This window comes from Enterobacter sp. 200527-13, from assembly GCF_027924865.1.
GTDB classification, from domain to species: Bacteria; Pseudomonadota; Gammaproteobacteria; order Enterobacterales; family Enterobacteriaceae; genus Enterobacter; species Enterobacter ludwigii.
The window spans coordinates 645,735-659,291 of record NZ_BSCM01000001.1; the positions used below are offsets into that span (position 1 = coordinate 645,735).

Here is a 13,557-nt window from a genome sequence, read left to right on the forward strand (position 1 = left end):
TATTTCCCTTACCCGACCTGCGTTGCGCAGGCCGGGTAAGTTCCCCCGCCAGACCTCACTTCGCTAACGCTTTCTCATTCTTCGCCCGCAGTTTCTTCGCCCGACTCTCCAGCACCAGATAACACACCGTTGCCAGCGCCAGCGGCAGGAAGTAATAGAGCATACGGTAGGCCAGCAGGGCGGCAATAATCGTACCCTGTGAAACATGCTCTCCGGCGAGCAGGGCGATAAATACCGCCTCCAGCACCCCAATTCCCGCCGGAATATGCACGATCACGCCGGCAATGCTGCTGACCAGCAGCACGCCCAGCACAAAGAAGTAATTCACATCTTCACCAATGAGCATCCAGATAATCGCCCCCATCGCCATCCAGTTGGCGCTGGACACGGCCATCTGCAGGACCGCGAATTTCCACGAAGGCAGCACCAGTTTTTGCCCCTTGATGGTCATGTGTCGGCGTTTGGCAAAGGCGCAGGCCCAAAGATAGAGCGCAATGATGAGCAGTAATGCAAAGCCTAAAATCCGCAGCGTGGTTTCATCGATGTACCAGTGCGCAGGCAATTGCACCACGCCGATGGTGAAAATCACCCCGCCAAGCAGAATGTAACCCAGCCAGTTGGTGGTGATGCTGAGGGAAAAAATGCGCGTAATGGTCCCGCCCGGCAGACCGAGGCGCGAGTAAAGGCGATAGCGCATGCCGATGCCACCCACCCAGGTACTCAATGTCAGGTTAAAGGCGTAACAGATAAACGACACCAGCATGACCTGGCGCTTCGCAAGCTTATGGCCGCAGTAGGCGCGGCCCAGCAGGTCATAGCAGCCGTACATCAGGTAGCTCACAATCACCAGCCCCACCGCGCCCAGCAGCACCAGCCGGTTGTAGTTGCGGATAACTTTCCACACCTCTTCCCAGTCAACTTTCTGGGCGTAAACCACCAGCAGAACCGCGACGGCGATGAAAAACAGCCAGGTGAGGATCTTTTTAGCCAGCCGCCAGCGTGGATGTGATTTCGACATCAGGTTTTCCCTCCATCTTCCGCTTCAACGCGGTCCTGGGTTTCCATTTCGGGCTGGACAGGCGGATCCACCAGCGCAAGTTTTGGCGTGTGCGCCGGCAGCCAGCCCACCATCGCCGGGAAATGACGCAGGAAGTGGAACACCACCACGCTAATGCCCAGATTCCACCAGGTGCGTTTGGGCACCATGGATTCGTCCACGCGCACGCAGTCGTTCACGATCAACGCCTGCAGGTTATCCCTGAGAGTCTGGTTGAACTGGCGATCGTGGATGATCAGGTTAGCTTCAAGGTTCAGTGACAAACTCAGCGGGTCGAGATTGCTGGAGCCCACGGTGGCCCAGTGATCGTCCATCAGGGCAACTTTGCCGTGCAGCGGCCGGCGGCGATATTCGTAAATTTGTACGCCACCTTTCACCAGATAGTTGTACAGCAACCGGGCACCGATTTTGACAATCTGCATGTCCGGCTCGCCCTGAACAATGAGCTTCACGCGCACGCCGCGTCGGGCCGCATTGCGCATGGCATGCAGCAGGCGATAGCCCGGGAAAAAGTAGGCGTTGGCGATGATCACTTCGCGCTTCGCATTCGCCAGCATCTTCAGGTAATGCCGCTCAATGTCGTCCCGGTGCTCACCGTTATCCCGCCAGACAAACAGCGCCTGCGCTTCACCGGGGTGACGGTTCTCTTCCGGACGATGATGGCGGCGCTGCCACCAGCGCCGGGCAGCCTCTTTACCGGGCAGGTTTTCCAGCTCAAAGAGCAGGATATCCTGCACCACCGGTCCTTCAATGCGAATCGCGTAATCCTGCTTGGCTTCCGGGCCGTAATCGGACATATGTTCAGCGGAATAGTTAATGCCGCCAACAAACGCTACCGTCTCATCCACCACCACAATTTTGCGGTGCATCCGGCGGAAAAGATTGGTACGCATGCCGAAAAGGCGAGGGCCAGGATCGTAATAACGGAACACGACGCCTGCCGAGGTGAGCTCATTGACGAACGCATCACTGAGGTCCGGTGAGCCATAGCCATCCAGCAGCACTTCGATTTTGACGCCACGCAGGGCAGCACGCAGCAGCACGCTGTGCAACTGCTTACCGACGTCGTCTTCGAACCAGATAAACGTTTCAAGGATCACTTTCTGCTTTGCGTGGTCAATGGCGTCAAACACCGCGGGGTAATATTCATCCCCGTTGACCAGCAGCGTGATCCGGTTGCCTTCCTGCCATGAACATTTCATAAGTGGATCTCCGCGCTGAGCGGCGCATGGTCGGAAAGATGTCGCCAGTTAAGTAATGCCAGTGCGGTCGGGCTGCTGGCGTGGGCGTTTTTCACGTAGATTCTGTCGAGTCGCAAAAACGGGAACCGTACCGGAAAGGTGCGTGCAGGCCTGCCGTTTGCACGGGTGAAAATCTCCTCAAGCCCCGCATCAACCTTCAACGGATGGTTAGCCCGCTGCCGCCAGTCGTTGAAATCACCGGCCACGACCACGGGTTCACCTTCGGGCAGGGCATTGGTCCATTCGGCCAGCATTTTTAGCTGAGCCTGGCGATGGGCTTCGCGCAGGCCCAGATGAACACAGCCCACGTGCACCGGGAACGCCAGATCCGGCGGGGCGATACGGCAGTAAAGCAGCCCGCGTTTTTCACTTTCACCCACAGAGACGTCGCGGTTTTCGTAATGTTCGATGGGAAAACGTGACAGCACCGCATTACCGTGATGCCCTTCCGGGTACACCGCGTTGCGCCCGTAGGCGTAATCACTCCACATGGTGTCGGCCAGGAATTCGTAGTGCGGGGTGTCCGGCCAGTTTTCAAAGTGAAGCGGATGCACTTCGTGCGCGCCCATGACTTCCTGAAGGCAGACAATGTCCGCGCTGACGGTGCGTACCGCATCGCGCAGCTCCGGTAAAATGAAGCGGCGGTTGAATGCTGTGAAGCCTTTATGAATGTTTATCGTCAGCACTTTAAGCGAGAAATGCTGCATTTTTTTGGTCATACGTTCCTTCCAGGGTGACTATCCCGATGAAAATAAAGTGTAGTAGGCGTCACAAAAAGATGCGGTGTTACGGAATTTTCCGTAAAGTGCGGTAGTCTGATTAAGCAGAGAAAAATCCTTCAGGAGAGAAGCCATGAAGTGGCAACAACGCGTTCGTGTCGCAACTGGCCTGAGTTGCTGGCAGATAATGTTGCATTTACTGGTCGTGGCCGTACTGGTGATGGGCTGGATGAGCGGCACGCTGGTGCGGGTCGGCTTAGGGCTATGCGTCCTCTATGGCGTCACCGTACTGTCGATGCTGTTTTTACAGCGCCACCACGAAGCACGCTGGCGTGAGGTGGGTGATGTGCTCGAAGAGCTCACCACCACCTGGTACTTTGGTGCGGCGATGATTGTGCTTTGGTTGCTGTCGCGTGTGCTGCAAAACAACCTGCTGCTGGCCCTGGCCGGTCTGGCAATCCTCGCAGGGCCTGCCGTGGTCTCGTTACTGACCAAAGAGAAAAAGCTACGCGATGTTTCGTCTAAACATCACGTACGCCACTGAGCCCGTCGTGGCCGCTATGATCAGTAGCGGCCACAAACTTCCCCAGACAATATCCAGACTCGCATCCTTCAGATAGATCTGCTTGGTGATATCCGTGAAGTGCCGAATTGGGTTTATCCACGTCAAATCCTGTAACCATACCGGCATGTTCTCGACGGGTGAGACGTAGCCCGAAAGCAAAATCGCCGGCATCATAAAGACGAACACGCCAATAAATGCCTGCTGCTGGGTAGAGCAGAGCGCGGAAATCAGCAGTCCAAACCCGACCAGCGACAGCCCGTAAATCACCATCGTGAAGTAGAACAGCGCCAGCGAACCGGCGAACGGGATCTGGTAGGCCCATATTCCCACGCCCAGCACGATGGTGGCCTGGAAGGTCGCGACAATCAGCGCCGGAACCGCTTTGCCGACGAAAATTTGCCATGTTGCGAGCGGGGAAACCAGCAGCTGATCGAGCGTCCCCTGTTCGCGCTCACGGGCGACGGAGAGTGACGTTACGATCATCACTCCGATGGTGGTGATCATGGCGATCAGCGATGGCACCACGAACCATTTGTAATCCAGATTCGGGTTATACCAGTTGCGCACCACCAGCTCGCTGTTGTTGGGTTTCGGTTTCCCGTCCATCAACTCCTGTTGGTAATCCTTCACCACCTGCTGAAGATAGTTGGCTGCAATCTGTGCGCTGTTGGAGTTGCGCCCGTCGAGGATTAACTGCATTGGTGCCGTCTGGAAGGTATCCAGGTTGCGGGAAAAATCGGCCGGGAAACGCACCAGCAATAACGCTTTTTGCGTATCGATGGTGGGCTGGATCTCCTGCGGGCTTTTCAGCAGCAGGATGTGGGTAAAAGCCTTCGCCCGGGCGAAACGCTGCGTCAATTCGACAGAATGTTTGCCGTTATCTTCGTTGTAGATAGCAATGGTGGCGTTAGTCACCTCCAGCGTGGCGGCAAACGGGAAGAGCAACACCTGAAGCAACACCGGTAATACCAGAATGGCGCGCGTCTGTGGCTCGCGCAGCAGCGACTGCAGCTCTTTGCGTATCAATGTCCATAAACGGTGAAACATGTTCGCTCCTTAATCCAGACGCCGTTTGGTCTTTATCCACGTCAGCCCAATAAACATCGTTGCCGATGCCAGCAAAAACAGCGTGTTGATGATCAGCACCACCGGAATATTCCCCGCCAGGAACAGGTTTTGCAGCGTACTCACGAAGTAGCGCGCCGGAATAATGTAGGTCACGGCACGGATCACGGCGGGCATGCTGTCTATCTGGAAAATAAACCCGGACAGCATAATCGACGGTAAAAAGGCGGCGTTCAGGGCCACCTGCGCGGCGTTGAACTGGTTACGGGTGATGGTGGAGATAAGCAGCCCCATCCCGAGGGTGCTCAGTAAAAACAGACTGGTGATAAAGAACAGCACCACCAACGATCCGCGGTACGGCACGCCGAGGATAAACACCGAGACCAGCATGCAGAGCAGCATCGCCAGCATGCCGAGGAAGTAGTAGGGGATAAGCTTACAGAGCAGCAGTTCAACCCGTGTGACCTCGGTAGACAGCAGCGCCTCCATGGTGCCGCGTTCCCACTCGCGGGCAATCACCAGCGAGGTCAAAATGGCGCCAATAACCGTCATGATGATGGTCACCGCACCCGGGATAATAAAATGCTGGCTAATGGCCGCTGGGTTAAACCAGTAGCGCGTCTGCACGTCGATCAGCGGTTCGAAGGTTTCCCCGCGATCTTCGGCACGCTGCATTTGCCACAGCTGCCAGATACCCTCCACATAGCCTTGTACAAAGTTCGCGGTGTTTGGCTCGCTGCCGTCGGTGATCACCTGCACCGGCGCACTGGCATCGGTGCGCGCCATGTTGGCGGCAAAATCCACCGGGATCACCACCAGCCCGCGTATCTTCCCGGCCTGCATCATCTGGATTAGCGCCTGCCGGTTGTCGCTGATGGTGGCGTCGATGTAAGGGGAGCCGGTCATGGTGTGGGTGAAATCAAGCGCCTCTTCGCTCTGCTGCTCCAGCAAAATCCCGACCCGCAGTTTGCTGGAGTCGAGGTTGATCCCGTAGCCAAAGATAAAGAGCAGCAGCAGGGGGATCACCACAGCGATCAGCCAGCTGCTGGGGTCACGCACGATCTGGCGCGTCTCTTTGATACACAACGCACGCACCCTGCGCCACGAAATGGCGTTATTGCGCATGGGCATTCTCCTTATCCCAGTCGTGGATGAGGGTAATAAACGCCTGTTCCATGGTCGGGTCCGGCACCTCGTCATCGGCGGCCTGTTCTTTCAGGTCGTCCGGCGTACCGTGGGCAATCAGCTTGCCGCGATACACCAGCCCGATGCGGTCGCAGTATTCCGCCTCATCCATAAAGTGGGTGGTTACCATGACCGTGACCCCTTTCTCCACCATGCTGTTGATATGCAGCCAGAACTCGCGGCGGGTGAGGGGGTCAACGCCGGACGTCGGCTCATCGAGAAACAGGATATCGGGCTCATGCATTAATGAGCAGGCCAGCGCCAGCCGCTGCTTGAAACCGAGCGGCAGTTCGTCGGTGGCATGGGAAGCAATGCCCGTCAGGCCAAAGGCCTCGCTCATGCGGTGGATTTTCTCGTTCTGCGCGCGGCCCCGCAGGCCGTACACGCCGGAGAAAAAGCGCAGGTTCTGCTCGACCGTCAGGTTGCCATACAGCGAGAATTTTTGCGCCATATAGCCCAGATGCTGACGCGCCTTGCCGGAGCTGACCTTCAGGTCCATGTCGAGCACCAGCGCTTTCCCCGAGGTAGGTACCAGCAGGCCGCACATCATCTTAAAAGTGGTCGATTTCCCGGCGCCGTTTGGCCCGAGCAGGCCAAAAATCTCACCGCGTTTCACCGCGAAATTGACGTTATCGGTGGCGGCGAAATCCCCAAACTTTTTGGTGAGGGATTTGGCCTCAATCACCGTTTCACCCGGCGTACCTTCAACCGTGTGCAGGATCGCGGCGAGGGGGGATTCTGATGTCCCTGCGCCGCCGAGCAGATCGATAAACGCATCTTCAAAGCGGGGCGCGGTCTCCTCCATCTCAATTTCAGGCATTCCCGGTGCACGGCGTATATCGTCCGCGGTCGCCTCTTTCGTGAGGATCACGCGCACCGAACGGCCCTGAATCATTCCGTCGCTGACCTGAGGTAGCTTTAGCACCCGCTGCAGCAGCTGACGGTTGGAGGCCTGGGCGCTGTGCAGCAGGAAGCTGCGTCCAGCCATGCTCTGCGTCAGCGTGGTCGGCTCTCCCTGATAAAGCAGCTCACCTTCGTTCATCAGCAGAACGTCACGGCACTGTTCCGCTTCATCAAGGTACGAGGTGCTCCAGAGGATCAGCATCCCATCGCCGGCTAACTCATGCACCATCTGCCACAGCTCGCGGCGCGAAATCGGGTCGACGCCCACGCCGGGTTCATCGAGCAAGAGAACCTTCGGCTCGCCCACCAGCGTACAGGCCAGCCCCAGCTTTTGTTTCATCCCGCCGGAGAGCTTGCCCGCCAGCCGGTCGGTGAAGGGGCCAAGCGAGGTAAATTCCAGCAAACGGGCAAAGGTCTTCTGACGGGCTTCGCCAGTGACGCTGCGCAGGTCAGCATACAGATTGAGGTTTTCCATCACCGTCAGGTCTTCATACAGACCAAACTTCTGCGGCATATAGCCCAGCATGGCATGGAGCGCGCCATCGTCTTTAATCGGGTCGAGTCCGAGCACGCTGGCGGTTCCTTCATCGGGCTTTAACAAACCCGCCAGCATCCGCATCAGCGTCGTTTTGCCTGCGCCGTCCGGGCCAACCAGCCCGGTCACATAGCCTTTCTGAATGGTACAGTTCAGCGGGGCGACGGCAGGTTTTCCCATTCCCGCGAAGCGTTTGACCAGATTGTTGAGCTGAATAACCGCGTCATTCATGTCGTTCCCCGTCGCTGACTTTTACGGTGACAGGCATGCCCTGACGCAGCGCGTCGTCAGCATCGGTCACGATGATGCGCAGGCGATAAACCAGGTCGGTACGCAGATCCGGCGTTTCAACCGTTTTGGGCGTGAATTCAGCCGTCGGTGATACAAAGCCAACTTTGCCATGATACGGTTTATCCGGCCGACCGTCGGTGTAGAGCAGCAGCTCGCGGCCCGGCTGCATCTGGCCGAGGTTAGGCTCATCAATGTAGGCGCGCACCCATACCGGACGCGTCAGAGAAAGCGTCAGGACGGTGCTCCCCGCGCTTAACATGCTGCCCGGCTCCACGGCGCGGGTCATCAGCGTGCCGTCAGACGGGGCAATGAGCGTGGTGTCGTGCAGATCCAGTTCCGCCTGCGCCAGCTGCGCCTGCGCCTGTTCCAGGCTGGCTTTTGCCTGCGCGATGTCCTGCGGGCGGTTACCGGTGTGGTACTGGCTTAATTTATCCTGGGCGGATTTCAGCGTCGCCTGGGCCTGGTCGCGGGAGGAGCGGGCGTTTTCCAGGTCGTTGGCAGAAATGGTGCGGCTTTTCCACAGCCCCTGCTGACGGGCATAGAAGTTTTGTGCGTAGTCATAGGCGGCCTGCGCCTGTTTGACCGCGGCGGCGGCCTGAGCAATCTCTTCGTCACGGTAGCCGGCCAGCATCAGGTCATATTGCGCCTGCGCCACGGAAACGCCTGCTTTCGCCTGCATCAGCGCGTTCTCGTACGGGGCCTTGTCGAGCATCCCCAGCATCTGACCGGTTTTGATGGTATCGCCTTCATCAACGGTGAGGGAGGCCAGGCGCCCCCCGACGCGGAAACTCATATTCACGGTGCGAATATCGACGTTGCCGTACAGCGTCAGGCCTCTGTCCTGGTGACTTTGATACCACAGCCAGCCGCCGATACCTGCGGCAAGCAGAACAACGACCACCAGAATGATGGCGACAGGTTTTTTCATGACTTCAGGCTCCTTTGCGTTAAGCCTTGCAGGATCAGATCGAGATGACAGGTGATGACCTGGCTAATCTGCGCGGCTTTATCCTCATCAAATTGTGTCCAGCCGGTGCGTAACAGGATCGTTTCGCGCCCAAGACGGAAGGCGAGAATTTCACCCAGCAGGGCGTGGGTATGCAAAATAGTCTCGGTATCGTCGGCGTCTCGTCCGGTATAGGCCGCGATCAGCCGGGTCAGGTGCGTATGCATCGGAGCAATCACCTGATCGTGCACTCGCTGGTAAGCCGCCGTAGGGGAGAGCTGCTCACGGGAGATGAACTTACTCAGGCTCAGCGTCTCGTCGTGGGTCAGCAGGCGAATCATATTGTCGCAGGCGCTGATAATCAGCTGCCTGATGGCGGCGCGATCCGGCGACGGCTGGCTCAATAGCCCGCTGGCCTCTTCAACGTGTGGCCGAAAATGGTTACCGATAAAGTCGGCGATCCACTGGGCACAGGCGAGGTACAAATCCTCTTTTGAGCCAAAATAGTAGGTAATGGCCGCAATGTTTTGCCCGGCCTGCGCCGCGATGTCCCGCGTGGTGGCATGCAGACCATATTCGCCAAACTGCGCCAGCGCGGCGGCAATAAGCTGGTTTTTGGCCTGTTCACCTTTCGATGTCGTTGGGGTCGTATTCATGGCGGTTTTAAAAATTAATCAATCGATTGATTAACATTATGCCCGGTTGCCCATTTTGTCCAGTGACCACACGGCGGGAAATCTTTCGTCAACGCAGCGCCGCGGGATATTTTATGCGCCACGTCACAAAACCTGCTACACTCCGCTGCTTCACGACATTGTGGTTTTTGTCCTTCCCTATTCGTTATATCTCCCTGAAAACTACACCTGTGATGGTCGGGGCGGTTCGGAGTTTTTATGTCTTTTGATTCCCTTGGCCTGAACCCTGAAATTTTGCGCGCTATCGCAGAGCAGGGCTACGTCGAGCCAACCCCAATCCAGCAGCAGGCTATTCCGGCCGTTCTGCAGGGCCGCGACCTGATGGCCAGCGCCCAGACCGGTACCGGTAAGACCGCGGGTTTTACCCTGCCGCTGTTAGAGCTGCTGGTAAAAAATCAGCCGCACGCCAAAGGACGTCGTCCGGTGCGTGCCCTGATCCTCACCCCAACGCGTGAGCTGGCGGCCCAGATTGGTGAGAACGTGCGTGAGTACAGCCGCTATCTCAACATTCGCTCGCTGGTGGTTTTCGGTGGAGTAAGCATTAACCCGCAGATGATGAAGCTGCGCGGTGGCGTGGACGTGCTGGTGGCAACGCCGGGTCGTCTGTTGGATCTTGAGCACCAGAATGCCCTGAAGCTTGATAGCATCGAAATCCTGGTGCTGGACGAAGCTGACCGCATGCTGGATATGGGCTTTATCCACGACATTCGTCGCGTGCTGGCTAAGCTGCCACCGCGTCGTCAGAACCTGCTGTTCTCTGCCACCTTCTCTGATGAGATCAAGGCGCTGGCGGAAAAACTGCTGCATAACCCGCTGGAAGTGGAAGTGGCGCGCCGCAACACCGCCTCTGAGCAAATTACCCAGCACGTGCACTTCGTTGATAAAAAGCGTAAGCGGGAACTGCTCTCCCATATGATTGGTCAGGGCAACTGGCAGCAGGTGCTGGTCTTTACCCGTACCAAGCACGGCGCTAACCACCTGGCGGAACAGCTGAATAAAGATGGTATCCGCAGCGCGGCGATCCACGGCAACAAAAGCCAGGGGGCACGTACCCGCGCGCTGGCTGAATTTAAATCCGGTGACATTCGCGTCCTGGTTGCCACCGACATTGCTGCCCGTGGTCTGGATATTGAAGAGCTGCCGCACGTCGTAAACTACGAGCTGCCAAACGTACCGGAAGACTATGTTCACCGTATCGGTCGTACCGGTCGTGCGGCGGCAACCGGTGAAGCGCTTTCGCTGGTGTGTGTGGATGAACACAAACTGCTGCGTGATATCGAACGTCTGCTGAGAAAAGAGATCCCGCGTATCGAAACCCCGGGCTATGACGTTGACCCGTCCATCAAGGCGGAGCCTATTCAGAATGGCCGTCAGGGCGGCGGCGGTGGTCGTGGTCAGGGTGGCGGAGGGCGCAGTCAGCAGCCGCGTCGTTCTGAAGGCGGTGCACCGAAAGCCGCGGGCAAACCTCCGCGTCGTAATACAGAGGCTAAGCCAGGCGGTGAAAGCCCATGGCGTAGCGGCGAGGGGAAACCGGCAGGGGAAGGGCAGCGCCGACGCCGCCCGCGTAAACCTGCTAACCCGCAGTAATCTGGAAGCCCGGTCGTAGAGCCGGGCTTTTCTTTTGCGGCAGCGGAAAGAAAGTGCCACAATAGTGGCTGTTTATACAGTATTTCAGGTCCTCCGATGGCTTTAACCGCGGCGCTCAAAGCGCAAATTGGCGCCTGGTATAAGGCGCTACAACAGCAGATCCCCGATTTTATCCCCCGAGCGCCTCAGCGGCAGATGATTGCTGATGTGGCAAAAACGCTCTCCGGGGACGACGGACGACATCTGGCGATTGAAGCCCCGACGGGTGTCGGGAAAACCCTTTCGTATTTAATCCCGGGCATTGCCATTGCGCGGGAAGAGCAAAAAACGCTGGTGGTCAGCACCGCTAACGTGGCCCTGCAGGATCAAATCTTCAGCAAAGACCTGCCGCTGCTGCGCAAAATCATCCCTGAACTGCGATTTACAGCCGCCTTTGGCCGTGGGCGTTATGTGTGTCCGCGCAATCTCGCGGCTCTCGCCAGCAGTGAGCCCTCTCAGCAGGATCTGCTGGCCTTCCTGGATGATGAACTGACGCCGAACAACAAAGCGGAACAGGAGCAGTGCGCGAAGCTAAAAACCGAGCTCGACAGCTACAAGTGGGACGGCCTTCGCGATCACACCAGCCATGCCATCAGCGATGATTTGTGGCGCAGGCTCAGCACCGATAAAGCCAGTTGCCTTAACCGCAACTGCCACTACTACCGCGAGTGCCCGTTCTTTGTCGCACGGCGGGAGATTCAGGAAGCGGAGGTGGTTGTCGCTAACCACGCGCTGGTCATGGCCGCGCTGGAGAGTGAGGCCGTCCTGCCGGAGCCCAAAAACCTGCTGCTGGTGCTCGATGAAGGCCACCATTTGCCCGATGTGGCGCGGGATGCGCTGGAGATGAGCGCCGAAATCACTGCGCCGTGGTTCCGCCTGCAGCTGGATCTGTTCTGCAAGCTGGTGGCGACCTGTATGGAGCAGTTCCGCCCGAAAACCACGCCGCCGCTGGCGGTGCCCGAGCGGCTGAGCGAACATTGCGAAGCGGTCTACAGCCTTATTGCTTCCCTGAATAACATTCTCAATCTTTATCTCCCGGCGACCCAGGAAGCAGAGCACCGCTTTGCGATGGGAGAGCTGCCCGACGAGGTGATGGAGATCTGCCAGCAGCTGGCGAAGCACCTTGAAAAGCTGCGCGGGCTGGCGGAGATGTTCTTAAACGATCTCAGTGAGAAAACCGGTAGCCACGACGTGGTACGTTTGCACCGCATTCTGCTGCAGATGAACCGTGCGTTGGGCATGTTCGAAGCCCAGAGCAAGCTCTGGCGTCTGGCCTCGATGGCGCAGGCGTCCGGTGCGCCGGTCACCAAATGGGCAACCCGTGACGTGAAAGACGGACAGGCGCACCTGTTTTTCCACTGCGTGGGGATTCGTGTTGCCGAACAGCTGGAAAAGCTTATCTGGCGCAGCGTGCCGCACGTGGTAGTGACTTCCGCGACGTTGCGTTCCCTGAACAGTTTCTCCCGTTTACAGGAGATGAGCGGGCTGAAAGAGAAAGCTGGCGATCGTTTTGTGGCGCTGGATTCGCCGTTTAACCACTGTGAACAGGGCAAGCTGGTCATTCCGCGCATGAAGTATGAGCCGCTTATCGACAACGAAGAACAGCACATTGCCGAAATGGCAGCGTATTTCCGCGAGCAGCTGGAGAGTGAAAAATATCCCGGCATGCTGGTCCTGTTTGCCAGTGGAAGGGCGATGCAGCGTTTTCTGGAGCACGTTACCGACCTGCGATTACTGTTGCTGGTGCAGGGCGATCAGCCCCGCTACCGGCTCGTAGAGCTGCACCGCAAACGCATTAATAACGGGGAACGTAGCGTACTGATCGGGCTGCAGTCATTCGCGGAGGGGCTGGATCTGAAGGGGGATTACCTGACGCAGGTGCATATCCATAAAATCGCCTTCCCGCCCATCGACAGCCCGGTCGTCATCACCGAAGGTGAATGGCTCAAAAGCCTCAATCGCTATCCGTTCGAGGTCCAAAGCTTACCCGCGGCGTCGTTTAATCTGATTCAGCAGGTGGGGCGTCTGATCCGTAGCCACAGCTGCTGGGGAGAGGTGGTGATTTATGACAAACGTCTGCTCACCAAAAACTACGGCCAGCGGTTACTCAACGCTCTGCCTGTTTTTCCGATTGAACAGCCAGACGTGCCCGATGTTAAAAAACGTCCGGCAAAACCTGCCGCCGGGCGGCGTAAAAGCGTCCGTACGAAGGGGCGCGGTCCTACTGGTAAGTAAAGGTCACCTGGACCACGCTGTTAAACGTTCCGGCGGTGACGGGCAATGCGCTGGCATAATAGCGGGCAGCCAGAGGAAACGTTGCCGTGTGGTCCGCTGAGTTAACCGGAACGTTAAAGGCTGCCTGCGGGGCAATGAGTATATTGTCCTGGCGGTCTGCCAGTTCCAGAGCCAACCCTTTCGCACTGCCGATATTGGCGAATTTTGTCGGGTGCGTACTGTCGGCCTGACCATAGAAAAAGGCGGTCGCCAGCGCAAGTGTGGGAGGGCAATGCGAGACCGAGAGCGTAAAGTCTTTCCACGCGCCGGTATCGCCCACATTTTTAAAATCCCCTGTTACCGCCTGGCCTAAATCCACCGTCAGGTTGCGGCTGGCGCTGTCAATAATGCAGGTGTTGGCGTAAATATTGCCTGTCATCTGGATCTGAATATCGTCCGCCTGTGCCCGGGCAATCAAGCCGAGAATCAGGATCGCAAGTGTCTTTTTCATGTTG

12 protein-coding genes are annotated in these 13,557 nt (G+C 57.5%); 3 read left to right on the forward strand and 9 right to left on the reverse strand.

The window, feature by feature from the left end; all coding sequences use genetic code 11:
* Nucleotides 1-55 precede the first annotated feature (55 nt).
* The 3 genes from QMG44_RS03060 to QMG44_RS03070 are packed head-to-tail and all read right to left on the reverse strand — an operon-like array spanning nt 56 to nt 3,017.
* Complete coding sequence (locus tag QMG44_RS03060) at nt 56-1,018, reverse strand: YbhN family protein (RefSeq protein WP_014169227.1); 963 nt, start codon at nt 1,016-1,018, stop codon at nt 56-58.
* Nucleotides 1,018-2,259: a cardiolipin synthase ClsB gene (clsB, locus tag QMG44_RS03065; protein WP_014169228.1), complete on the reverse strand. Its 1,242-nt coding sequence runs from the start codon at nt 2,257-2,259 to the stop codon at nt 1,018-1,020. Before clsB ends, QMG44_RS03060 begins: the two co-directional genes overlap by 1 nt.
* Nucleotides 2,256-3,017, reverse strand: a complete 762-nt coding sequence (locus tag QMG44_RS03070) for an endonuclease/exonuclease/phosphatase family protein (protein ID WP_014169229.1) — start codon at nt 3,015-3,017, stop codon at nt 2,256-2,258. Before QMG44_RS03070 ends, clsB begins: the two co-directional genes overlap by 4 nt.
* Before the next feature lie 133 nt (nt 3,018-3,150).
* Here QMG44_RS03070 and QMG44_RS03075 point away from each other — a divergent pair, with 133 nt between their 5' ends.
* Nucleotides 3,151-3,561 carry a YbhQ family protein gene (locus QMG44_RS03075; RefSeq protein ID WP_014169230.1) on the forward strand — a complete coding sequence of 137 codons (411 nt, stop codon included), beginning with the start codon at nt 3,151-3,153 and terminating at the stop codon, nt 3,559-3,561.
* Here QMG44_RS03075 and QMG44_RS03080 read toward each other — a convergent pair.
* The 5 genes from QMG44_RS03080 to cecR are packed head-to-tail and all read right to left on the reverse strand — an operon-like array spanning nt 3,523 to nt 9,163.
* Complete coding sequence (locus tag QMG44_RS03080) at nt 3,523-4,629, reverse strand: ABC transporter permease (RefSeq protein ID WP_014169231.1); 1,107 nt, start codon at nt 4,627-4,629, stop codon at nt 3,523-3,525. The genes QMG44_RS03075 and QMG44_RS03080 overlap by 39 nt on opposite strands.
* Nucleotides 4,630-4,638: 9 nt before the next feature.
* Nucleotides 4,639-5,772 carry an ABC transporter permease gene (locus tag QMG44_RS03085; RefSeq protein ID WP_086532768.1) on the reverse strand — a complete coding sequence of 378 codons (1,134 nt, stop codon included), beginning with the start codon at nt 5,770-5,772 and terminating at the stop codon, nt 4,639-4,641.
* Entirely contained in the window at nt 5,762-7,501 is a 1,740-nt protein-coding gene (locus QMG44_RS03090) for an ATP-binding cassette domain-containing protein (protein ID WP_086532767.1), read from the reverse strand. The genes QMG44_RS03085 and QMG44_RS03090 overlap by 11 nt, the downstream gene beginning before the upstream one ends.
* Nucleotides 7,494-8,489, reverse strand: a complete 996-nt coding sequence (gene hlyD, locus QMG44_RS03095) for a secretion protein HlyD (protein WP_014169234.1) — start codon at nt 8,487-8,489, stop codon at nt 7,494-7,496. Before hlyD ends, QMG44_RS03090 begins: the two co-directional genes overlap by 8 nt.
* A complete protein-coding gene (cecR, locus tag QMG44_RS03100; protein ID WP_014169235.1) occupies nt 8,486-9,163 on the reverse strand; it encodes a transcriptional regulator CecR in 678 nt (225 codons plus the stop codon). The genes hlyD and cecR overlap by 4 nt, the downstream gene beginning before the upstream one ends.
* Nucleotides 9,164-9,400: 237 nt before the next feature.
* Between cecR and rhlE the strand changes: the two genes are divergently transcribed.
* Nucleotides 9,401-10,789 (forward strand): ATP-dependent RNA helicase RhlE, encoded by a 1,389-nt coding sequence (gene rhlE / locus QMG44_RS03105; RefSeq protein ID WP_020884924.1) that lies wholly within the window; start codon nt 9,401-9,403, stop codon nt 10,787-10,789.
* Nucleotides 10,790-10,885: 96 nt separating this feature from the next.
* Entirely contained in the window at nt 10,886-13,063 is a 2,178-nt protein-coding gene (gene dinG, locus QMG44_RS03110) for an ATP-dependent DNA helicase DinG (RefSeq protein ID WP_086532766.1), read from the forward strand.
* Here the strand turns inward: dinG and QMG44_RS03115 are convergent.
* On the reverse strand, nt 13,050-13,553 hold the full coding sequence (locus QMG44_RS03115; RefSeq protein WP_020884922.1) for a fimbrial protein: 504 nt from the start codon (nt 13,551-13,553) through the stop codon (nt 13,050-13,052). The two genes, dinG and QMG44_RS03115, sit on opposite strands and share 14 nt — an antisense overlap.
* Nucleotides 13,554-13,557 lie beyond the last annotated feature (4 nt).

Bases quoted from the DNA above. Each gene is read 5' to 3' on its own strand.
- QMG44_RS03060 (WP_014169227.1), bottom strand. From the start codon at position 1,018: ATGTCGAAATCACATCCACGCTGGCGGCTGGCTAAAAAGATCCTCACC.
- clsB (WP_014169228.1), bottom strand. From the start codon at position 2,259: ATGAAATGTTCATGGCAGGAAGGCAACCGGATCACGCTGCTGGTCAAC.
- QMG44_RS03070 (WP_014169229.1), bottom strand. From the start codon at position 3,017: ATGACCAAAAAAATGCAGCATTTCTCGCTTAAAGTGCTGACGATAAAC.
- QMG44_RS03075 (WP_014169230.1), top strand. From the start codon at position 3,151: ATGAAGTGGCAACAACGCGTTCGTGTCGCAACTGGCCTGAGTTGCTGG.
- QMG44_RS03080 (WP_014169231.1), bottom strand. From the start codon at position 4,629: ATGTTTCACCGTTTATGGACATTGATACGCAAAGAGCTGCAGTCGCTG.
- QMG44_RS03085 (WP_086532768.1), bottom strand. From the start codon at position 5,772: ATGCGCAATAACGCCATTTCGTGGCGCAGGGTGCGTGCGTTGTGTATC.
- QMG44_RS03090 (WP_086532767.1), bottom strand. From the start codon at position 7,501: ATGAATGACGCGGTTATTCAGCTCAACAATCTGGTCAAACGCTTCGCG.
- hlyD (WP_014169234.1), bottom strand. From the start codon at position 8,489: ATGAAAAAACCTGTCGCCATCATTCTGGTGGTCGTTGTTCTGCTTGCC.
- cecR (WP_014169235.1), bottom strand. From the start codon at position 9,163: ATGAATACGACCCCAACGACATCGAAAGGTGAACAGGCCAAAAACCAG.
- rhlE (WP_020884924.1), top strand. From the start codon at position 9,401: ATGTCTTTTGATTCCCTTGGCCTGAACCCTGAAATTTTGCGCGCTATC.
- dinG (WP_086532766.1), top strand. From the start codon at position 10,886: ATGGCTTTAACCGCGGCGCTCAAAGCGCAAATTGGCGCCTGGTATAAG.
- QMG44_RS03115 (WP_020884922.1), bottom strand. From the start codon at position 13,553: ATGAAAAAGACACTTGCGATCCTGATTCTCGGCTTGATTGCCCGGGCA.